Annotated in this window: 20 protein-coding genes; 4 read left to right on the forward strand and 16 right to left on the reverse strand. The window is 53.2% G+C overall.

The window, feature by feature from the left end; translation table 11 throughout:
• Positions 1–122: 122 nt before the first annotated feature.
• Genes hemG through pepQ form a run of 4 tightly spaced genes read right to left on the reverse strand, consistent with a single transcriptional unit; the run spans position 123 to position 4,115 of the window.
• Positions 123–668, reverse strand: a complete 546-nt coding sequence (hemG, locus tag ACJHYR_RS20240) for a menaquinone-dependent protoporphyrinogen IX dehydrogenase (RefSeq protein WP_000853963.1) — start codon at positions 666–668, stop codon at positions 123–125.
• An 11-nt stretch (positions 669–679) separates the two neighbouring features.
• On the reverse strand, positions 680–2,131 hold the full coding sequence (trkH, locus tag ACJHYR_RS20245) for a Trk system potassium transporter TrkH (protein ID WP_000545677.1): 1,452 nt from the start codon (positions 2,129–2,131) through the stop codon (positions 680–682).
• Positions 2,132–2,169: 38 nt separating this feature from the next.
• Positions 2,170–2,784, reverse strand: coding sequence for an IMPACT family protein (locus tag ACJHYR_RS20250; RefSeq protein ID WP_001296979.1), 615 nt, complete (start codon positions 2,782–2,784; stop codon positions 2,170–2,172).
• Positions 2,784–4,115, reverse strand: a complete 1,332-nt coding sequence (gene pepQ / locus ACJHYR_RS20255) for a Xaa-Pro dipeptidase (RefSeq protein WP_000444560.1) — start codon at positions 4,113–4,115, stop codon at positions 2,784–2,786. The genes ACJHYR_RS20250 and pepQ overlap by 1 nt, the downstream gene beginning before the upstream one ends.
• A gap of 189 nt (positions 4,116–4,304) precedes the next feature.
• On the opposite strand from pepQ, the gene fadB reads away from it, so the two are divergent.
• Positions 4,305–6,494: a fatty acid oxidation complex subunit alpha FadB gene (gene fadB / locus ACJHYR_RS20260; protein ID WP_410233136.1), complete on the forward strand. Its 2,190-nt coding sequence runs from the start codon at positions 4,305–4,307 to the stop codon at positions 6,492–6,494.
• Between the two features lie 9 nt (positions 6,495–6,503).
• Entirely contained in the window at positions 6,504–7,667 is a 1,164-nt protein-coding gene (fadA, locus tag ACJHYR_RS20265; RefSeq protein WP_059327922.1) for an acetyl-CoA C-acyltransferase FadA, read from the forward strand.
• A gap of 190 nt (positions 7,668–7,857) precedes the next feature.
• On the opposite strand, the gene fre is transcribed toward fadA, so the two are convergent.
• Positions 7,858–8,559, reverse strand: a complete 702-nt coding sequence (gene fre, locus ACJHYR_RS20270) for an NAD(P)H-flavin reductase (RefSeq protein ID WP_001306785.1) — start codon at positions 8,557–8,559, stop codon at positions 7,858–7,860.
• A 45-nt stretch (positions 8,560–8,604) separates the two neighbouring features.
• Complete coding sequence (ubiD, locus tag ACJHYR_RS20275; RefSeq protein WP_000339784.1) at positions 8,605–10,098, reverse strand: 4-hydroxy-3-polyprenylbenzoate decarboxylase; 1,494 nt, start codon at positions 10,096–10,098, stop codon at positions 8,605–8,607.
• A gap of 166 nt (positions 10,099–10,264) precedes the next feature.
• Here ubiD and rfaH point away from each other — a divergent pair, with 166 nt between their 5' ends.
• On the forward strand, positions 10,265–10,753 hold the full coding sequence (rfaH, locus tag ACJHYR_RS20280; protein ID WP_001192406.1) for a transcription/translation regulatory transformer protein RfaH: 489 nt from the start codon (positions 10,265–10,267) through the stop codon (positions 10,751–10,753).
• Here the strand turns inward: rfaH and tatD are convergent.
• From tatD to udp, 9 genes are all read right to left on the reverse strand, one after another.
• Entirely contained in the window at positions 10,750–11,532 is a 783-nt protein-coding gene (gene tatD / locus ACJHYR_RS20285) for a 3'-5' ssDNA/RNA exonuclease TatD (protein ID WP_001586492.1), read from the reverse strand. The two genes, rfaH and tatD, sit on opposite strands and share 4 nt — an antisense overlap.
• A 41-nt stretch (positions 11,533–11,573) precedes the next feature.
• The gene (gene tatC, locus ACJHYR_RS20290; RefSeq protein WP_000109944.1) at positions 11,574–12,350 is read right to left on the reverse strand and encodes a Sec-independent protein translocase subunit TatC; all 777 of its coding nucleotides are present in this window, start codon (positions 12,348–12,350) and stop codon (positions 11,574–11,576) included.
• Positions 12,351–12,352: 2 nt separating this feature from the next.
• Positions 12,353–12,868: a Sec-independent protein translocase protein TatB gene (tatB, locus tag ACJHYR_RS20295; RefSeq protein ID WP_000459594.1), complete on the reverse strand. Its 516-nt coding sequence runs from the start codon at positions 12,866–12,868 to the stop codon at positions 12,353–12,355.
• A gap of 3 nt (positions 12,869–12,871) precedes the next feature.
• The gene (gene tatA, locus ACJHYR_RS20300; RefSeq protein ID WP_001295260.1) at positions 12,872–13,141 is read right to left on the reverse strand and encodes a Sec-independent protein translocase subunit TatA; all 270 of its coding nucleotides are present in this window, start codon (positions 13,139–13,141) and stop codon (positions 12,872–12,874) included.
• A 78-nt stretch (positions 13,142–13,219) separates the two neighbouring features.
• Complete coding sequence (gene ubiB, locus ACJHYR_RS20305) at positions 13,220–14,860, reverse strand: ubiquinone biosynthesis regulatory protein kinase UbiB (RefSeq protein ID WP_000187543.1); 1,641 nt, start codon at positions 14,858–14,860, stop codon at positions 13,220–13,222.
• A complete protein-coding gene (ubiJ, locus tag ACJHYR_RS20310) occupies positions 14,857–15,462 on the reverse strand; it encodes a ubiquinone biosynthesis protein UbiJ (RefSeq protein WP_001309097.1) in 606 nt (201 codons plus the stop codon). The genes ubiB and ubiJ overlap by 4 nt, the downstream gene beginning before the upstream one ends.
• A 13-nt stretch (positions 15,463–15,475) precedes the next feature.
• Entirely contained in the window at positions 15,476–16,231 is a 756-nt protein-coding gene (ubiE, locus tag ACJHYR_RS20315) for a bifunctional demethylmenaquinone methyltransferase/2-methoxy-6-polyprenyl-1,4-benzoquinol methylase UbiE (protein WP_000227958.1), read from the reverse strand.
• Positions 16,232–16,325: 94 nt separating this feature from the next.
• A complete protein-coding gene (rmuC, locus tag ACJHYR_RS20320; RefSeq protein WP_077248699.1) occupies positions 16,326–17,753 on the reverse strand; it encodes a DNA recombination protein RmuC in 1,428 nt (475 codons plus the stop codon).
• A gap of 140 nt (positions 17,754–17,893) precedes the next feature.
• Positions 17,894–18,655 (reverse strand): uridine phosphorylase, encoded by a 762-nt coding sequence (gene udp / locus ACJHYR_RS20325; RefSeq protein WP_000045180.1) that lies wholly within the window; start codon positions 18,653–18,655, stop codon positions 17,894–17,896.
• 261 nt (positions 18,656–18,916) lie between these two features.
• Here udp and ACJHYR_RS20330 point away from each other — a divergent pair, with 261 nt between their 5' ends.
• On the forward strand, positions 18,917–19,732 hold the full coding sequence (locus ACJHYR_RS20330; RefSeq protein WP_014639362.1) for a dienelactone hydrolase family protein: 816 nt from the start codon (positions 18,917–18,919) through the stop codon (positions 19,730–19,732).
• A 39-nt stretch (positions 19,733–19,771) separates the two neighbouring features.
• On the opposite strand, the gene metE is transcribed toward ACJHYR_RS20330, so the two are convergent.
• Positions 19,772–22,033, reverse strand: a complete 2,262-nt coding sequence (gene metE, locus ACJHYR_RS20335; RefSeq protein ID WP_001586488.1) for a 5-methyltetrahydropteroyltriglutamate--homocysteine S-methyltransferase — start codon at positions 22,031–22,033, stop codon at positions 19,772–19,774.
• Positions 22,034–22,053 lie beyond the last annotated feature (20 nt).

Here is a 22,053-nt window from a genome sequence, read left to right on the forward strand (position 1 = left end):
TGACCCGGCGGCGTGTTTGCCGTTGTTCCGTGTCAGTGGTGGCGCATTATAGGGAGTTATTCCGGCCTGACAAGAGGAAATTTAAAATAATTTTCTGACCGCGCATTTTTTATTCTTTATGCTTATTTCAGCGTCGGTTTGTCGGTTAAATGGGCGATTTCTCGGGCGAAATTCGCCACCTGCTCCCAATCGGTATAGACAACTTCTTTACGCGTATCCGTTTCACCGCCTGACATCTTCATAATTAGCTTGATCATAAAACGGTCGTACCAGCGGTAACGTGGATAACGCAGCGCCCCGGCAATGACGGCACAGCGATCGGGACGCCATTGTGAACTCATCAGAAACTTCCGCGCGTAGCTGTTGGTCTGTGGAGTACGCTTCTCCGGTTTACGCGCCACCAGGTTTACGGAGTAAAAGGCGCTCGGCATCGAATTCAGCCGCGTCGCATGCTTTTTAACAAATTCCTGGAACGCAGAGTGGTAGTGACCATAGCGAATAGAAGCACCAATGACCACACGGTCATAGTTTTCCCATTGTGGTTCTTCAATGCGGTGCACATTGGCGACATCCGCCTGGATCCCCAGTTCTTTCAGTTCCGAAGCCAGGTAGGAGGCAATCTCGCGCGTTTGTCCGTCCCTTGTTGAGAAAAGAATTAATGTTTTCACGTATTACTCCATCATTCACGCCAGAAAGTCGGGGTAAAGAGCACCAGCAATGTAAAGACCTCAAGACGACCAAACAGCATGTTGGCAATCAGGATCCATTTAGCCACCGGGTTCATACTGGTAAAGTTATCAGCAACCACGCCAAGCCCTGGCCCCAGGTTATTCAATGTCGCAACAACTGAGGCAAAGGCAGAAAAGTCATCCACGCCCGTGGCGATAATCGCCAGCATACTGACAATAAACACCAATGCATAGGCGGAGAAAAATCCCCAAACGGCTTCGAGGATACGTTCCGGCAGTGCGCGATTCCCCAGCTTAATGCTATAGACGGCGTTCGGATGCACCAGTCGTTTCAGCTCACGGTTCCCCTGCTTAAACAGCAGCAGGATGCGGATCACTTTCAGGCCACCGCCCGTTGACCCGGCGCAACCGCCGATAAAAGCTGAACATAAAAGCAGTACCGGCAAAAAGAGCGGCCAGCGGGCAATGCTGTCAGTCGTAAACCCGGCGGTTGTCGCCATCGATACCACCTGGAAAAACGCCTGGTTAATTGTCATCAGCGCCGAACTGTAGACATTATGAAACCACAGTACGAGGGTACAAATAACCACCAGCGTAAACTGTACGCCGATAAACATTCGAAATTCCGGATCGCGCCAATAAACCTTCAGACTACGCCCACTTAACAGTGAAAAGTGCAGACCGTAGTTACAGCCGGAGATCAGCAGGAAGATAGCAATGATAGTGTTAATAGTCGGGCTATCGAAATAACCGATACTGGCATCATGTGTCGAGAAGCCGCCAATAGCGATAGTCGCAAAGCTATGGCCGATGGCATCAAAGGCATCCATTCCGGCAAACCACAACGCCAGCGCACAGGCGACGGTCAGCAAGACATAAATCAACCACAGGGTTTTCGCCGTTTCCGCAATTCGCGGGCGCATTTTGTTATCTTTCAGCGGGCCGGGCATTTCTGCGCGATAGAGCTGCATCCCACCCACGCCGAGGATAGGCAGTATCGCAACCGCCAACACGATGATCCCCATCCCGCCAAACCATTGCAGCATCTGGCGATAAAAGAGGATGGCGTGAGGGAGCGAATCCAGCCCCACCAGCGTAGTGGCCCCGGTGGTGGTCAGGCCAGAGAAAGATTCAAAAAACGCATCGGTAATCGTGAGGTTCGGGCTTTCCGAGAAGATAAAAGGGAGCGCACCGACGCTACCCAGCACGGTCCAGAACAGCACCACTATCAGAAACCCCTCACGGGATTTCAGTTCGCCCTTCTCTTTGCGGTTCGGCCACCACAGCATAGAGCCAATGGCGAGGGCGACAAAAAAGGTCTGGGTAAAAGCGCGGCCCGCTCCATCCCGGTAGATGAGTGCTACCAGCCCAGGGATAATCATGGTCCCTGAAAATAAGATGACCAGTAGTCCAACGATTCGGGTAATGGCGCGAAAATGCATCTCTGCCGCTTCCTTAGTTCTGCAAAACGAAGTGGGGATTATTCTTCAATCGCTAACAATTGCAATGAACCACGGCTAAAATCCGCCAGCTTTGCGGAAAATTCAGCCACTTTCGCCGCCGGAAGCGCCACCCGCAGCAGAACGAATGCCTGATAATCACTGTTGATAATTTTGCCGTCACACTGCCCCAGCAACGCTTCAATGCCGGTTAACTGACTATATTCACATTGCAAAGTATATTCGGTTAATGGCGTCTTGCGTTGGGTCGTTAGCTGGCGCAGCGCCTGATTCACGCCGCCACCATACGCTTTCACTAACCCACCGGTGCCAAGCAATATGCCGCCGTAGTAGCGCACTACCACAGCGGTAATTTCCCCGACGCCGCTGCCCATTAGCTGGGCGAGCATCGGTTTACCTGCCGTTCCCGCCGGCTCCCCATCGTCAGAGAAACCCAGCTGTTGAGAATCATCCGGCGCACCCGCCACCCACGCCACGCAATGGTGGCGGGCATCGGGGTGTTCTGCTCGCACCGATTCAACAAACGCTTTCGCCGCCTCAACGCCATCGGTATGCGCCAACATCGTTATGAAGCGGCTCTTTTTGATCTCTTCAACGACCGTGACCGGTGCCGCAGGAATTAACCAGCTTTCCATCACGCCAGTTTCAGATCCCGGGTCATGTTTTCCACGTTGTTTTCGTGGATCACCACGTTGTCTTCGATACGAATGCCGCCGAACGGTTTCAGTGCTTCAATTTTCTGCCAGTTGAAGTGTTTGCTGAACTGCCCGTCACGCCACGGTGCCAGCAGCGATTCGATGAAGTAGATACCCGGTTCGATGGTTAACACCATGCCCGGCTGGAGAATACGGGTGCAGCGCAGGTACGGATATTTTGCCGGTGCCGCGAGGTGCGTACCGCTATCATCCTGCATAAAACCGGCTACGTCATGCACCTGCAGGCCCAGCGGATGGCCGATACCGTGCGGCATAAACGGTCCGGTGAGATCGTTTTCGACCATCGCTTCTTCACTCATATCGGTGATGATTTGATGTTTACGCAGCAATTTAGCGATGCGCTGATGGAACTGAATGTGGTAATCCACATAGCTGACGCCTGCTTTCATGGTGGCGATCAGCGCAAGTTGTTCATCATTTACGTCTTTCACCAGCTGTGCGTAGTCGTTGTCGCTTTTTGCCGACCAGGTACGGGTCAGGTCAGCCGCATAGCCGTTATATTCGGCCCCGGCATCCAGCAGGAAGCTGCGCATCTCTTCCGGTGCCTGGTGGTCCAGTTTGGTGTAATGCAACACCGCAGCGTGTTCGTTAAGCGCCACAATGTTGCTGTAAGGTACGTCGGTATCACGATGACCGGTCGCGGTCAGATAGGCAATATTGATATCGAACTCGCTCATGCCAGAACGGAACGCTTCTTCTGCCGCGCGATGACCGTTGACCGCCATTTTCTGCGCTTCACGCATACAGGCCAGTTCGTACTCGGTTTTGAAGGAGCGGTAGTAATGCAGGTAGTCGATCACCCCTTTCGGGTTGATATTGCTGGCCTCAATACCCAGTTGCAGCGCACGCTCCGGCACCGGACCGATATAACCGATATTCCCGCGCGCAGCAGGCAGCAGGCTACCAATGCCATCGGCTTTCGGCAGCGCGATCACTTCTACATCTTCAGTCCAGAAGGAGGTCGGCAGCGGTTCGACGTTGTGCCAGTAATCAACCGGCAGATAAAACCACAGTTTCGGCTTGTTCACGCCATCCACCAGCAGCCAGCAGTTTGGCACCTGAGTTACCGGCACCCACGCTTTGAATTGCGGGTTCACTTTAAACGGATAGGGATGATCGTCGAGAAAAACGTTGAACAGTTCGCCGGAGTGAATAAGTAACGCATCCAGTTTGAAGCGCGCCAGCGCATCGCGAGTCCGTTCTTGTAAGGTAGCTATATGATTTTTATAGAGCGAGGCCAGTGATTCCATTTTTTACCCTTCTGTTTTTTTGACCTTAAGTCTCCGCATCTTAGCACATCGTTCATCCAGAGCGTGATTTCTGCCGAGCGTGATCAGATCGGCATTTCTTTAATCTTTTATTTGCATATTTTTAACACAAAATACACACTTCGATGCATCTGGTACGACCAGATCACCTTGCGGATTCAGGAGACTGACATGCTTTACAAAGGCGACACCCTGTACCTTGACTGGCTGGAAGATGGCATTGCCGAACTGGTATTTGATGCCCCAGGTTCAGTTAATAAACTCGACACTGCGACCGTCGCCAGCCTCGGCGAGGCCATCGGCGTGCTGGAACAGCAATCAGATCTAAAAGGGCTGCTGCTGCGTTCGAACAAAGCAGCCTTTATCGTCGGTGCTGATATCACCGAATTTTTGTCCCTGTTCCTCGTTCCTGAAGAACAGTTAAGTCAGTGGCTGCACTTTGCCAATAGCGTGTTTAATCGCCTGGAAGATCTCCCGGTGCCGACCATTGCTGCCGTCAACGGCTATGCGCTGGGCGGTGGCTGCGAATGCGTGCTGGCGACCGATTATCGTCTGGCGACGCCGGATCTGCGCATCGGTCTGCCGGAAACCAAACTGGGCATCATGCCGGGCTTTGGCGGTTCTGTACGTATGCCACGTATGCTGGGCGCTGACAGTGCGCTGGAAATCATTGCCGCCGGTAAAGATGTCGGCGCGGATCAGGCGCTGAAAATCGGTCTGGTGGATGGTGTAGTCAAAGCAGAAAAACTGGTTGAAGGGGCGATGGCGATTTTACGCCAGGCCATTAACGGCGACCTCGACTGGAAAGCGAAACGTCAGCCGAAGCTGGAACCGCTAAAACTGAGCAAGATTGAAGCCACCATGAGTTTCACCATCGCTAAAGGGATGGTCGCACAAACGGCGGGGAAACATTATCCGGCCCCCATCACCGCAGTAAAAACCATTGAAGCGGCGGCCCGTTTTGGTCGTGAAGAAGCCTTAAATCTGGAAAACAAAAGTTTTGTCCCGCTGGCGCATACCAACGAAGCTCGCGCACTGGTCGGCATTTTCCTTAACGATCAATATGTAAAAGGCAAAGCGAAGAAACTCACCAAAGACGTTGAAACCCCGAAACAGGCCGCTGTGCTGGGCGCAGGCATTATGGGTGGCGGCATCGCTTACCAGTCTGCGTGGAAAGGCGTACCGGTTGTCATGAAAGATATCAACGACAAGTCGTTAACCCTCGGCATGACCGAAGCCGCGAAACTGCTGAACAAGCAGCTTGAGCGCGGCAAGATCGATGGTCTGAAACTGGCTGGCGTGATCTCCACGATCCACCCAACGCTCGACTACGCCGGATTTGACCGCGTGGATGTTGTGGTAGAAGCGGTTGTCGAAAACCCGAAAGTGAAAAAAGCCGTGCTGGCAGAAACCGAGCAAAAAGTACGCCCGGATACCGTGCTGGCGTCTAACACTTCAACCATTCCTATCAGCGAGCTGGCCAACGCGCTGGAACGTCCGGAAAACTTCTGCGGAATGCACTTTTTTAACCCGGTACACCGGATGCCGTTGGTAGAAATTATTCGCGGCGAGAAAAGCTCCGACGAAACCATCGCGAAAGTCGTCGCCTGGGCGAGCAAGATGGGCAAAACGCCGATTGTGGTTAACGACTGCCCCGGATTCTTCGTTAACCGCGTGCTGTTCCCCTACTTCGCGGGTTTCAGCCAGCTGCTGCGCGACGGCGCGGATTTCCGCAAGATCGACAAAGTGATGGAAAAACAGTTTGGCTGGCCTATGGGTCCGGCATATCTGCTGGACGTTGTGGGCATTGACACCGCGCATCATGCCCAGGCTGTCATGGCAGCAGGCTTCCCGCAGCGGATGCAGAAAGATTATCGCGATGCCATCGACGCGCTGTTTGATGCCAACCGCTTTGGTCAGAAGAACGGCCTCGGTTTCTGGCGTTATAAAGAAGACAGTAAAGGTAAGCCGAAGAAAGAAGAAGACGCCGCTGTTGACGACCTGCTGGCAGAAGTGAGCCAGCCGAAGCGCGATTTCAGCGAAGAAGAGATTATCGCCCGCATGATGATCCCGATGGTCAACGAAGTGGTGCGCTGTCTGGAAGAAGGCATTATCGCCACTCCGGCAGAAGCGGATATGACGCTGGTCTACGGCCTGGGCTTCCCTCCGTTCCACGGTGGTGCGTTCCGCTGGCTGGACACCCTCGGTAGCGCAAAATACCTCGATATGGCACAGCAATATCAGCACCTCGGCCCGCTGTATGAAGTGCCGGAAGGTCTGCGTAATAAAGCGCGTCATAACGAACCGTACTATCCCCCGGTTGAGCCAGCCCGTCCGGTTGGCGACCTGAAAACGGCTTAAGGAGTCACAATGGAACAGGTTGTCATTGTCGATGCAATTCGCACCCCGATGGGCCGTTCGAAGGGCGGTGCTTTTCGTCACGTGCGTGCAGAAGATCTCTCCGCTCATTTAATGCGTAGCCTGCTGGCGCGTAACCCGGCGCTGGAAGCGGCGGCCCTCGACGATATTTACTGGGGTTGTGTGCAGCAGACACTGGAGCAGGGTTTTAATATCGCCCGTAACGCGGCGCTGCTGGCAGAAGTACCACACTCTGTCCCGGCGGTTACCGTCAATCGCTTGTGTGGTTCATCCATGCAGGCACTGCATGATGCAGCACGAATGATCATGACCGGCGATGCGCAGGCATGTCTGGTTGGCGGCGTGGAGCATATGGGCCATGTGCCGATGAGTCACGGCGTCGATTTTCACCCCGGCCTGAGCCGCAATGTCGCCAAAGCGGCGGGCATGATGGGCTTAACGGCAGAAATGCTGGCGCGTATGCACGGTATCAACCGTGAAATGCAGGATGCCTTTGCCGCGCGGTCACACGCCCGCGCCTGGGCTGCCACGCAGTCGGGTGCATTTAAAAATGAAATTATCCCGACCGGTGGTCACGATGCCGACGGCGTCCTGAAGCAGTTTAATTACGACGAAGTGATTCGCCCGGAAACCACCGTGGAAGCCCTCGCCACGCTGCGTCCGGCGTTTGATCCCGTCAGCGGTACGGTAACGGCGGGTACATCTTCTGCGCTTTCCGATGGCGCAGCTGCCATGCTGGTGATGAGTGAAAGCCGCGCCCATGAATTAGGTCTTAAGCCGCGCGCCCGCGTGCGTTCGATGGCGGTCGTTGGTTGTGACCCATCGATTATGGGTTACGGCCCGGTTCCGGCCTCGAAGCTGGCGCTGAAAAAAGCGGGGCTTTCTGCCAGTGATATCGGCGTGTTTGAAATGAATGAAGCTTTTGCCGCGCAGATCCTGCCATGTATTAAAGATCTGGGGCTAATGGAGCAGATTGACGAGAAGATCAACCTCAACGGTGGCGCGATCGCGCTGGGTCATCCGCTGGGTTGTTCCGGTGCGCGTATCAGCACCACGCTGCTGAATCTGATGGAACACAAAGACGTTCAGTTTGGTCTGGCGACGATGTGTATCGGTCTGGGTCAGGGTATTGCAACGGTGTTTGAGCGGGTTTAACCACTTGCCGGATGCGGCGTGAACGCCTTATCCGGTCTACCGATCCTGCACCAATGTAGGCCTGATAAGACGCGCCAGCGTCGCATCAGGCATCGTGTGCCGAATGCCGGATGCGACATAGATCTAAATGCCACTGTATAAAGTTTTAGTTGCCGTTCTTCCCGCCTGTCAGGGGCGGGTTTTTTATATCTCAGATAAATGCAAACGCATCGCCAAACAGGCGATCTTCCCGCGCATTACGCTCACTGCAAAACAGGTCACGGGCAATTTTCGCCATCTCAAAACGTCCGGCAATATAGATATCATGCTCTGCCAGCGTACCGTGATCCTGCAATACCGCCGTTAACACGGTGCCAGTACGCCCACGCCAGCCCGCTTCCGGTTGTTCAACCACCGGCACCACTTGCAAACCTGGATGCTTAAGCGAAAGCGCCTCAAGCTCGGAGAGATCATAAAGATGCTGCTCTTCACGCCCGCCCCAGTAAATGGTGATATCACGGTTTGGGTTACGCGCCAGCGCCGTCAGCAAAATCGAGCGCGCATAAGAGAACCCGGTGCCACCCGCAATCAAAATCATCGGACGTTCTTCATCATCACGCAGCCACGCTTCTCCGTGGGGAATATCGACCACGATTTGATGATCTTTAAGAATGCGGTCCATGACTGCTTTCGCGTAAAGGTTGATTTCAGAAGCGCCAATATGCAGCTCGATGAAACCTTTTTCATCCGGCGTCGAAGCCATTGAGAACGGACGTTTGTCGCGCTCATCCATCACTACCATCAAATACTGACCAGCACGAAAAGAAAAGGCCGCGTCTGGTACGATTCGGACACGATATACGGTATCCGTGATAGCTTCTACCGAGGTCACTTTACAGCTTAAGGTTGTCATGCGCTTTCTCTGTCGGATCGATAAATAGGGCAAAACAAACGCGCATCAGGCGCTTTTACCGTTGTTAAAAATAGCCAGTTCATCCCAGATGGCGTCAATATGCGCGACAACATCCGGATCTTTTTTGATGGGACGTCCCCATTCACGCTGGGTTTCCCCTGGCCATTTATTCGTGGCATCCAGCCCCATTTTTGAACCCAGCCCGGACACAGGCGAGGCAAAATCCAGATAATCAATAGGCGTATTTTCGACCAACACCGTGTCCCGCACCGGGTCCATACGGGTGGTAATCGCCCAAATCACATCGTTCCAGTCGCGTGCGTTGACGTCATCATCGCAAACGATCACAAATTTAGTGTACATAAACTGGCGTAAGAACGACCAGACGCCCATCATGACGCGCTTCGCGTGTCCGGCGTACTGTTTTTTGATCGTCACTACCGCCAGGCGATAAGAGCAGCCTTCCGGCGGCAGGTAAAAATCGACAATTTCCGGGAACTGTTTTTGCAGAATCGGCACAAACACTTCGTTCAACGCCACGCCCAGTACCGCAGGCTCATCAGGCGGACGCCCGGTATAGGTGGAATGGTAAATCGCATCTTCACGCTGGGTAATATGCGTCACGGTGAATACCGGGAAACTATCAACTTCGTTATAGTAACCGGTGTGGTCGCCATACGGCCCTTCCGGCGCAGTTTCGCCTTGTTCGATATACCCTTCCAGCACAATCTCCGCACTGGCGGGCACTTCAAGGTCATTGGAGATACACTTCACCACTTCGGTCTTGGTGCCGCGCAGCAATCCGGCAAACGCATACTCTGAAAGCGTATCTGGAACGGGGGTGACTGCACCGAGAATTGTGGCGGGATCAGCACCCAGTGCCACAGAAACCGGGAAACGTTCGCCCGGATGCGCCGCACACCACTCCTGGAAATCCAGCGCGCCGCCGCGATGCGACAGCCAGCGCATAATCAATTTGTTTTTACCAATTAGCTGCTGGCGATAAATGCCCAGATTCTGCCGCTCTTTATGCGGGCCGCGCGTTACGGTCAGCCCCCAGGTAATCAGCGGCGCGGCATCTTCCGGCCAGCAGGTCATAATGGGGATACGGTGAAGATCGACGTCATCGCCGGAGATAATTTTTTGCTGACACGGCGCACCACGCAGTCGCTTTGTCGGCATGTTCAATACTTGCTTAAACTGCGGCAGTTTATCAAACAGGTCGCGGAAACCTTTTGGCGGCTCCGGCTCTTTCAGAAACGCCAATAATTTACCAACTTCACGCAGCGCCGAAACATCTTCCTGCCCCATGCCCATCGCCACGCGCTTTGGCGTACCGAACAGGTTGCACAGCACCGGCATTGAGTAGCCTTTAGGGTTTTCGAACAACAGCGCAGGCCCACCGGCACGCAAAGTACGGTCAGCAATTTCAGTGATTTCCAAATGCGGATCCACCGGGAGCGTGATACGTTTTAGCTCACCCTGCTGTTCAAGCAGCGTCAAGAAGTCGCGTAAATCGTTATATTTCATGGCGTCCATTGTAGCCTCTTAATCTGCGCCCATTATACGGCGTTCATCTTTGCGATGCTGTAAATTTGTTAAATTAGCGTGAACTCTGACGGTATAACGCAAACCGGGGAATATAATTAACTTAGCGTAAAGCTTTTGCTATCCTTGCGCCCCGATTAAACGGATAAGAGTCATTATGCAATCCTGGTATTTACTGTACTGCAAGCGCGGGCAACTTCAACGTGCCCAGGAACACCTCGAAAGACAGGCTGTGAATTGCCTGGCACCGATGATCACCCTGGAAAAAATGGTGCGTGGCAAACGTACTGCAGTCAGTGAGCCATTGTTCCCCAACTACCTGTTTGTGGAATTTGATCCAGAAGTGATTCATACCACGACTATCAACGCGACCCGCGGTGTCAGCCACTTCGTGCGCTTTGGCGCATCGCCAGCGATAGTCCCATCGGCGGTGATTCATCAGCTATCGGTATATAAACCGAAAGACATTGTCGATCCGGCAACCCCTTATCCGGGTGATAAGGTGATTATTACCGAAGGCGCGTTCGAAGGTTTTCAGGCCATTTTCACCGAACCCGACGGCGAGGCTCGCTCCATGCTGTTACTTAATCTTATCAATAAAGAGATTAAGCACAGTGTGAAGAACACCGAGTTCCGCAAACTCTAAAACGCAATCCCAAACAGTGTTTTAACATTGGCATCCGTGGTGGCAGCCAGCCATGCGGCATCTTCTCCACGCCAGTGCGCAATTCGTTGCAAAATATGGGGCAGATGGGCTGGCTCGTTGCGCCGGGATGATGGTTTCGGCGTGAGATCGCGCGGGAGCAGATACGGCGCATCAGTTTCGATCAGCAATTTCTCCGCCGGAATCAACGGCAACAGTTCCCGCAGCTCCAGTCCGCGTCGTTCATCGCAAACCCAACCAGTGATGCCGATATAAATTCCACGCGCCACGCACGCCTGCATCTCTTCGCGTGTGCCGGTAAAGCAATGAAGAACCGCACCAGGCACTTTATCCAGCCACGGCTCCAGCAATGTCATAAACCGCTCGTGAGCATCGCGACAGTGCATAAATACCGGCATGTTTAATTCTGCGGCAATGCGTAGCTGGGCAACAAAAGCGCGTTCCTGCTCTTCCGGCGTCGAAAAGTTGCGGTTAAAGTCGAGACCACATTCACCAATCGCCACCACTTCTGGCTGCGCGGCCAGCTCAATAATCGCTTCTTCAGTCGCAGCTTGCCACTGGCTGCTGTCGTGAGGATGTACGCCCGCCGTTGACCAACAGGACGAATACTGACGCGCCAGCTTTTGCGCCTGCTGGCTTTCACGCAGGTTAGTGCCGGTGATGAGTAGCCCATTAACTCCCGCGTCAAAAGCGCGCGCTACAACATCATCACGGTCTTTCGCAAATTGCGAACTGGTCAAATTAACGCCGATATCAAACATCCTGTACTCCATATGACAACCGCCCTGACGGGCGGTTGAGTTTATTCTTTAGTTTTTTCGCTTTCTGCTTCAGCGTCGTTTTCTTCTTCCCGGTTTCGGCCCTTACCAACGTAAAAGCGTGAGAAGAAGACACCGATTTCAAACAGACAGTACATCGGGATCGCCAACAGCGTTTGCGAGAAGACATCCGGCGGCGTCAGCAGCATCCCGACAACAAATGCGCCAACCAGCACATACGGACGTTTTTTGCGTAAGTCTTCTGGCGAGGTAATTCCCATCCAGCACAGCAGCACAATTGCCACCGGCACTTCAAAGGAGACACCAAACGCCATAAACAGCGCCATAACGAAGCTTAAATAGCTGGCGATGTCGGTGGATACCTGTACCCCTTCCGGCGCGGTATTGGCAAGGAAGCCAAATGCCAGCGGAAAGACCACAAAGTAGGCGAACGCCATGCCGATATAAAACAACAGAGAGCTGGAAACCAGCAGCGGCACCACCAGGCGACGTTCATGCTTATACAGCGCTGGGGCGATAAACGCCCACACCTGATAGAGAATTACCGGCGCTGACAGAATCAGCGACACCATAAAGGTCAGCTTGATCGGCGTAAAGAACGGCGAGGCCACGTCGGTGGCGATCATCGTTGAACCTTGCGGCAACTGCTTGATCAATGGCGCGGATACCAGGTGATAGATGTCATTGGCGAAATAGACCAGACACAGGAATATCACGATCACCGCGATAATGCAGTTCAGCAGACGCTTACGCAGCTCAATCAGATGCGTGATAAGCGGTTGAGTATCTTCTACAGACATGTTTACGGTTTATCACTCGACGAAGGGGAAGGTGCAGCGGTTTTCGGTTCAGCGTCCGCAGCAGGTTTTACCACCGGCTCTGGCGTGGTTTCTGGCTTCTGTTCCGGCGAACTGGCCTGCGTTTGTGCAGCAGCAGGCGTTACGCCTTCATGCGCAGCTTCATTGTCTTTCACCACCGGGTTGTGGATGGTGTGCGCTTCATCACTCGCCTTTTCAGGATCGTTTGCAACGTAGGAACGCTTCATCGACTCCGCGGCCTGGCGTAGTTCATCCATCGACGCTTTCAGTTCGGGCGTCAGGTTAGTGAGGCTCGCCTTTTCAACCTTTTTCAGACTGTCCTGAAACTCCTGGAGTTTTAACTCCTGGGTCAGTTCGTTCTGCACCGTTGTCGCCAGTGAACGCAACGCGCGAATCCAGCCCGCGACCGTTTTTACCGCCACAGGCAGTCGTTGCGGCCCCAGAACGACGAGGCCGATGATGAATACCAATAGCAGTTCGCTAAAACCGATATCAAACACGGATTACACCTGCTCTTTATCGTGGCGCTTCGCGTCTTCTGTTTTAGCCTGTTCCTGATTCGTATCCGCCTGCTTATCGGCGATAGTTTTCGCAGTAAAATCAGCATCCTGACTGGTTTTATCCTGCTTTGGTTCATCATCGCTCATTGCTTTTTTAAAGCCTTTGATCGACGCACCAAGATCGGAACCGATGGAGCCGAGCTTTTTGGTGCCAAAAAGCAGTACAACGATGACGGCAATAATCAATAACTGCCAAATACTGATACCACCCATACATGTTCCTCTGTGGTAGATGATGATTAAACAAGGCCGCATTATACGTTACACGGCCCGCCTTGAGCGATGAAAAAATCAGCGTGTTTTGCGCCAACCGACAAACCAGGCGATCAGACCACCTGCCATTAACCAGCCGGGCATCAGCCCCCATTCAGGTCGGCTGACCAACAAGAATGTGCCACTTAATACTAACGTAGCGCCAATTCCGAGAAAATAACGCGATTGTCCCTGACGTACATGATTTGACTGAAGCTCGCGGGCAATCTTATCAACACTGTGCTGTAAATACTTGCCCTGGCGCAAACTGTCGTAAACCAGTTCAGGCAGTTCTGGCATTTTTTCGACCCAGAACGGCGCTTTTTCTTTAAATGCTCTCACCAGCGCAGGAATACCGACCTGATCTTTAATCCACGACTCCAGGAAAGGCTTCGCCGTTTTCCATAAATCGAGTTGCGGATAAAGCTGGCGTCCTACCCCTTCGACGTAGAGCAGGGTTTTCTGGAGTAACACCAGTTGCGGCTGCACTTCCATATTGAAGCGACGCGCCGTATTAAACAGATTTAACAGTACATGTCCAAACGAAATTTCGGCCAGCGGTTTCTCAAAGATAGGTTCACAGACCGTACGAATGGCAAATTCGAACTCTTCAACGTTGGTATCTGGTGGCACCCAGCCAGAGTCGACGTGTAGCTCTGCCACTTTGCGATAGTCGCGATTAAAGAAGGCGATAAAGTTTTCTGCCAGATAGCGTTTATCTTCTTTGTTTAGCGAGCCAACAATCCCGCAATCAATGCCGATATATTTCGGGTTTTCCGGGTGTTCATAGCTTACGAAGATGTTGCCAGGGTGCATATCGGCATGGAAAAAGCTGTCGCGAAAGACCTGAGTGAAGAACACCTGCACGCCGCGTTCCGCCAGCAATTTCATGTTAGTGCCATTTTTCTCCAGCGCCGCAACATCAGACACCGGAATGCCGTAAATGCGCTCCATCACCATCATCCCTTCACTACAATAGTCAGGGTAAACTTCCGGGATGTAGAGCATCGGGCTGTCTTCAAAATTGCGCCGAAGCTGAATGGCGTTGGCAGATTCCCGCAGCAAATTCAGTTCATCAATCAATGTCTTTTCGTACTCGCGCACCACTTCGGTTGGGCGCAGACGGCGACCATCCGGCAGCAAACGCGGCACCCAGCGAGCCAGACGGTAGATAAGTTTCAGATCCGCTTTAATAACCGGCAAAATATCCGGGCGGATGACTTTAATCACCACCTCTTTACCATTCGATTTCAATCGCGCGGTATGAACCTGGGCGATAGAAGCAGAAGCCAGCGGCTTGATTTCAAAATCGTCAAACCACGCTTCTACCGGTAAGCCGCCCATTGCAGCTTCAATCTGCTGCTTCGCCAGCTTGCCATCAAACGGAGCGACTTTGTCCTGCAATAACGCCAGCTGATCGGCAATATGCGGCGGAAAAAGATCGCGGCGGGTTGATAACATTTGCCCGAACTTGATCCATACCGGCCCCAGTTCTTGCAGGGCCAGTCGTAGTCGCTCACCTAAAGGTTTGTCTTTATGCCGATTTGGCATCCAGAATAATGAGTATCGCCATAGCCGTAGCGGCAGGGTGATACGCATTTTGGGGATCAGTTCATCAAGTCCGTAGCTTAAAAAAGTTCGAATGATGAAATATAGGCGCCGTACTTCACCTGGCGTCATTTAGCCTCCAGTTTTTCCAGCCGTTTGGTCAGGGCATCAACAGCACGCTCGACAGCAGCCGTCTCTTCCGCAAACCAGGCCACTTCAAGCGGACCGGGTGCCATACGCCACTCTTCAGTAATGGCTTCCGCCACATAACGTTGCTGGCGCTTAATGCCGTGATGCAGGAACTTTGCGCCTCCGCGCATGGCTTTGCTGATTCCTTCAGCGGCGATATCACCGGTATAAGGGGCCAGCAGTTCCGCAGGGTCGAACTCTGCCAGATCTGCCAGCGCAACGAAGTTTTGCACCACCTGAATATCGCCCTGCACTTCCAGCTCACCACTGCGAATCAGGGCGGCAAGCTGCTGGCGATCGCGAAGTTTCGGCAACACACTGGCGTAAGCGATAACGGTGCAGTCAGCATCGCCTGCCCATTCGCCCAGTACATCAACCTGGCGTTCGCTGAACACCAGAATCAATGACGTCGAAAAGCCTTTTACCTCCACGCGCAGCACTTTGCCCAACAGACGCGAGCGGGCCGTTTTCAGCGCGGGTGAGCGATACAGGAAGGTGTTGAGCAGACTTTCAATTCCTGCCGTCACTAAAGGTTTAAAAGGCATTTCCGGTCTCCTGTCAGAACTTATAACCACGATGCAACGCCACAACCCCTGCCGTCAGATTGTAGTAGTCGACACTTTCGAATCCGGCATCCTGCATCATGGCTTTCAGAGTATCCTGATCGGGATGCATACGGATGGATTCTGCCAGATAACGGTAGCTGTCGGCGTCGTTCGCGACCAGTGAGCCAATACGCGGCAGCACATGGAAGGAGTATGCATCATAGGCTTTGCTCAGCGGCTCGATAATTGGCTTCGAGAACTCAAGCACCAGCAGGCGGCCGCCGGGTTTCAGCACGCGATACATTGAACGCAGTGCTTTATCTTTGTCGGTGACGTTACGCAGACCAAACGAAATGGTGATGCAATCAAAGGTGTTATCCGGGAACGGCAGCGCCTCAGCGTTCGCCTGAACATACTCAACGTTGCCAATCACACCGATATTACGCAGCTTCTCGCGCCCCATTTTGAGCATGGATTCATTGATATCAGCAAGGACCACTTTGCCAGTTTCTCCGACCAGGCGGGAGAATTTCGCTGTCAGGTCGCCGGTGCCACCAGCCAGATCCAGCACGGTCTGCCCACGGCGTACGCCGCTGCAATCAATCGTGAATCGCTTCCACAAACGATGAATACCGAATGACATCAAATCATTCATGACATCGTATTTTGATGCCACGGAATGGAAAACGTGGGCGACCATATCCGCTTTTTGTTCCTTCGCGACGGTCTGAAAACCAAAGTGCGTCGTTTCTTGTGACTTATCCACCATCTCAATGCCTGCTCATCAAAAAATTGTTCCAGAAGTGTAACAGATTGGGCGTCGATGCCCTAGATTTCTACCCGGCTTAACTACCCCCAATGGGCTAGCGCGACTGCTGATTATATTCATCATCGCGTTGATAAGCTTCATCATTCGGCTGCTCCGGAACCGACCGCAGTCGATACTCTTCATCCTGGCTCACCGCTTGTTCAGCCAAATCCGTATTAATCTCGCGTTTAATTTCTACCCCTAAACCGCGAAACGCTTCTGCCTGCGCCAGCACATTTCCGCGACCTGAAGAGAGTTTTTTCATTGCCTGGCGATAGTTATCCTGCGCTTTGTCGAGACTTTGACCAATCGCTGACATGTCATCAACGAACAAACGTATCTTGTCGTACAGCTTGCTGGCGCGATCGGCTATTTTCTGGGCGTTACGACTTTGATGCTCATAGCGCCAGAGGTTGGCGATAGTGCGCAGCGCCACCAGCAGCGTGGTCGGGCTAACCAGCATGATATTGTTTTTCAACGCTTCGGTGATCAGCTCCGGCTGGCGGTCAAGCGCCAGTAAAAAAGCGGGTTCAACGGGAATAAACATCAGCACGTAATCCAGGGTTCGCAGCCCCGGCAGCTGTTGATAATCTTTGCGTCCCAGCAAACGGATATGGTTACGCACCGACGCGATATGTTCCTGTAGCGCGCTTTCGCGGGTGTAGTCATCTTCGGCGTTGAAATAGCGTTCATAGGCGACCAGCGTCATTTTGGCGTCGATCACCACATCTTTTCCCTGCGGCAACCGCACGATGACATCCGGCTGCATCCGCGAGCGGGCGTCATTTTCGATGCTGACCTGGGTTTCATATTCATACCCTTCACGCAGACCGGAAGCCTCCAGCACCCGCGTCAATACTACCTCGCCCCAGTTGCCCTGGGTTTTATTGTCGCCTTTCAGCGCGCGCGTCAGGTTGATCGCTTCCTGGGCCATTTGCGCGTTGAGCTGCTGGAGATTGCGAATTTCGTGGGTCAGGGTATGGCGTTCTTGTGCTTCTTTACCAAAGCTGTCCTGAACCTGACGGCGGAAACCGTCCAGTTGTTCACGTAGCGGCGACAACAGGCTGTTCAGACTCTGACGGTTTTGCTCATCAACCCGGCGATTGCTGTGCTCAAAAATACGGTTGGCGAGGTTTTCAAACTGCTCACTGAGGCGCTGCTCGCTGTTAATCATCTGGCGAATTTTATCGTCAGCATGTTGCTGTGCGGCTTCCATCCGCGTGGTTACTTCACGCAGATCGGCCTCCAGAGAGGTGTTAATACTTTGCAGGCTGCGCACTTCGTTATTGAGTAACTCGCACTCAGCGCGCCAGTGCTCGCTTTGGGTAATTTGTTGTTTTGCCGCGCTTAACTCCGCGACCATCTCTTCACGTTCAGCTAATTGCTCGGCTTTTTGCTGCGCATGTTGATAACTGGCAAACAGCCAGCCAATTGCCACACCCACCAACGCAATAACTGCGTAAACCATGATTGAGAAATCCACAACGCCTCCTGACGCAACAACTTACCCGCACAAAATAGAATTGTGCTGTACAAACGTCCAGTTGGAAAGGCATTTCCTGCGAGGCGCTACGCAAAAATACAAAAGGCCGAACGCGTCGGCCTTCAGACAGGAGAAGAGGATTACAGCAGACGACGCGCCGCTTCCACCACGATTTTCACCGCTTGGCTTTCAGTTTGTTTCATCGTCTCAGCATTCGGGATCTCTTGCTGGGTGCGGTTAACGATAACGCCCGCCACCATACCCGCACGCAGGCCCTGACTTGCACACATGGTCAGCAGGGTTGCAGATTCCATTTCATAGTTCATTACGCCCATCGCCTGCCACTCTTCCATAGAACCTTTAAAGTGACGAACTACGCGACCAGAGTAAGTATCGTAACGTTCCTGGCCTGGGTAGAAGGTATCAGAAGAAGCCGTCACGCCAACGTGAGTCGTCGCGCCAATGGATTTCGCCGCTTCAACCAGCGCAGTCGTACATTCGAAATCAGCGACAGCCGGGAATTCCAGCGGTGCGAAGTGCAAGCTCGCGCCATCCAGACGAACAGACGCCGTGGTAACCAGAACATCGCCAACATTAATATGCGGCTGAATAGCGCCCGTTGTACCGATACGCAGGAAGGTGCGAATGCCCAGCTGTGCCAGCTCTTCAACAGCAATAGAGGTAGACGGGCCGCCGATACCGGTAGAGCAGACGATAACAGGTTTACCATCCAGCTCTGCACGCCAGGTGGTGAATTCGCGGTGAGATGCCAGCTTAACCGGCTTATCCATCAGCGCGGCGATCTTTTCCACACGATCCGGGTCGCCAGGGACGATGGCAAGCGTAGCCCCTTGTAAATCGTTTTTAGTGAGGCCGAGATGAAAAACATCAGACTTGGACATATACAACTCCTCTGTGAATCGGTTTAGTCAGAAGAAGCAAAAAGACACTTTACCGAAGGGTTTAACATTTTTTCGTGATACCCATCACCATGACGAAAATGCGTTGCATAAATTTACCCGCCAAAAGTGATGCAAATCACATAAATCACTCTTCATTCTGCAGGACTGCATAAAAGATGAGCCGATTCAGGCAATGTGATTTGTTGCATGCTGACTATAGTTAACATTGCGCAACATTTTTATAAGGGTACGGAGAATACCATGGCAACAACACAACAATCTGGATTTGCACCTGCTGCATCGCCTCTCGCTTCAACCATCGTTCAGACCCCGGACGACGCGATTGCGGCGGGCTTCACCTCTATCCCCTCACAAGGGGATAACATGCCTGCTTACCATGCCAGACCAAAGCAGAGCGATGGCCCACTGCCAGTGGTCATTGTAGTGCAGGAAATTTTTGGCGTGCATGAACATATCCGCGACATTTGTCGCCGTCTGGCGCTGGAGGGGTATCTGGCTATCGCACCTGAACTTTACTTCCGCGAAGGCGATCCGAATGATTTTGCCGATATCCCCACGTTGCTTAGCGGTCTGGTAGCAAAAGTGCCTGACTCGCAGGTGCTGGCCGATCTCGATCATGTCGCCAGTTGGGCTTCCCGCAACGGCGGCGATGTTCATCGTTTAATGATCACCGGATTCTGCTGGGGTGGACGTATCACCTGGCTGTATGCCGCGCATAATCCACAGCTAAAAGCCGCAGTGGCGTGGTACGGCAAACTGACGGGCGACAAGTCGCTGAATTCACCGAAACAACCTGTTGATATCGCAACCGATCTTAACGCGCCGGTTCTCGGCTTATATGGTGGTCAGGATAACAGCATTCCGCAGGAGAGCGTTGAAAACATGCGCCAGGCGCTGCGGGCTGCTAATGCGAAAGCAGAGATTATCGTCTACCCGGATGCCGGGCATGCATTCAACGCCGATTATCGCCCGAGCTATCATGCCGAATCTGCGAAAGATGGTTGGCAGCGAATGCTGGAGTGGTTTAAGCAGTATGGTGGGAAGAAGTCGCTGTAATGAGAAAAGACCGGGTGGTATTACCACCCGGTTTGGATTTTACCCCCGTCGCAAATTCTGCGCCGCCTGCACCATGTTCGCCAGTGCCGCGCGGGTTTCTGGCCAGCCGCGCGTTTTCAGGCCACAGTCCGGGTTTACCCACAGACGCTCTGCCGGAATGCGTTTTGCCGCTTTCTTCAGCAGGGCTTCAATCCATTCCACGCTCGGTACGTTTGGCGAGTGAATGTCATAGACGCCAGGACCGATTTCATTTGGATAATCAAACTCTTCGAACGACTCCAGCAACTCCATGTCGGAACGCGAGGTTTCGATGGTGATGACGTCTGCGTCCAGCGCCGCAATCGAATCCATGATGTCGTTGAACTCGCAGTAACACATGTGAGTGTGGATTTGTGTGTCATCTTTCGCCACGGCGGCGTTGATACGGAAAGCCTCCACGCCCCACTGGAGATAGGCATCCCAGTCGCTGCGACGCAGCGGTAAACCTTCGCGCAGCGCCGGTTCATCAATCTGGATGATGCCAATTCCTGCGGCTTCCAGGTCCGCCACTTCATCACGCAGCGCCAGCGCAATTTGTTTGGCGATGGTTTCACGGCTGACATCTTCACGCGGGAACGACCAGCAGAGAATGGTCACCGGGCCGGTCAGCATCCCTTTCACCGGTTTGTCAGTCAGCGATTGCGCATACTTCGCCCACTCAATGGTAATCGGTGCCGGGCGGCTAACGTCACCAATGACAATCGGCGGCTTCACGCAGCGGGAACCGTAGCTCTGTACCCAACCGTTTTGCGTAAAGACAAAACCGTCGAGATGCTCGCCAAAGTATTCCACCATGTCATTACGCTCGGCCTCGCCATGCACCAGCACATCCAGACCTAAACGTTCCTGCTCAACAATGGCCTGCTTGATATGTTCCGCAATGCCCGTGCGGTAGTTGTTGGCGTCGAGATTACCCTTTTTGAAATCCAGACGCAGGGTACGAATTTCCGTGGTTTGCGGGAAGGAACCAATCGTGGTGGTCGGCCACGCGGGCAGTTTAAAACGCGCACGCTGGGCTTCAGCACGCACTTCATAGACATTCGCACGCTGACTGTCCTGAGCGGTGATCGCCGCCAGACGCTTTTCTACTGCCGGATTATGTACGCGGGTTGAGTGACGACGCGCCTGAATCGGAGCGCTCCACTCTGCCAGAGCAGCCGTGTCACCACTGTTCAGCGCATCGCGCAGCAGTGCCAGTTCATGACATTTTTGCAGGGCGAAGGCAAACCAGCTTTTCACTTCTGCATCAAGACGCGTTTCCACGCTCAGGTCGATGGGGCTGTGCAGCAGTGAGCAGGAAGATGCCACCCACAAATCGCGTTTGCCGACAATGTCCTTAATTTGCGCATACTTCTCGGTAAGATCGGCGCGCCAGACGTTACGACCATTGATCAGACCCGCAGACAGCAGCCAGTCAGAAGGCAGACGCTTGTGCAGTTCAGCAACGTCATCTTTACCATGTACAAGATCGACATGCAGACCCTGAACAGGCAGCGCAGTAATCGTGTCGAGATTTGGCGTTACGCCTTCAAAATAGGTGGTCAGCAGCAGTTTCACCTGTCCCTGGAGCGCGTCGTAAGCGGGTTTGTATGCGTCCAGCCACGCCTGCGGTAGTTCCAGTACCAGCGCTGGTTCGTCGATCTGTACCCACTCAATACCGCGTTTTGCCAGTTCTGCCAGCACTTGCTGATAAATCGGAAGAATGTCGTTCAGCAGGCTCAGGCGATCAAACTGTTCACCTTTCACTTTACCCAGCCACAGGTAGGTAACCGGCCCCAGCAGCACAGGTTTCACCTTGTGGCCCAGCGCCAGCGCCTCGTCCACTTCCTCCAGCAGCTGCGTCCAGGTCAGTTTGAACTGTTGGCCTTTAACGAACTCCGGCACCATGTAGTGATAGTTGGTGTTAAACCATTTGGTCATTTCCGCTGCCGCCGCAGGTTCACCAGTCGGCGCACGTCCACGACCAATACGGAACAGGGTGTCGATATCTACCGAACCATCTTTGTTCTGATGACGTAGCGGAACATTACCCAGCAGCAGACTGGTGGTCAGTACATGATCGTACCAGGCAAAATCGCCCACCGGCAGCAGGTCGATACCCGCCTGCTTTTGTTGATCCCAGTGACGGGCACGTAATTCACGCCCAACCGCCAGCAGTTCTTCACGCGTGGAGTTCCCCGCCCAATAACTTTCTTGCGCTTTTTTCAGCTCGCGACGCAGGCCAACGCGAGGGAAACCGAGGGTGTGATTCAATATTGTCATTTTTCTTCCTCTAATTATAT

Source organism: Escherichia sp. WS1450, assembly GCF_046487395.1.
GTDB lineage: Bacteria > Pseudomonadota > Gammaproteobacteria > Enterobacterales > Enterobacteriaceae > Escherichia > Escherichia coli.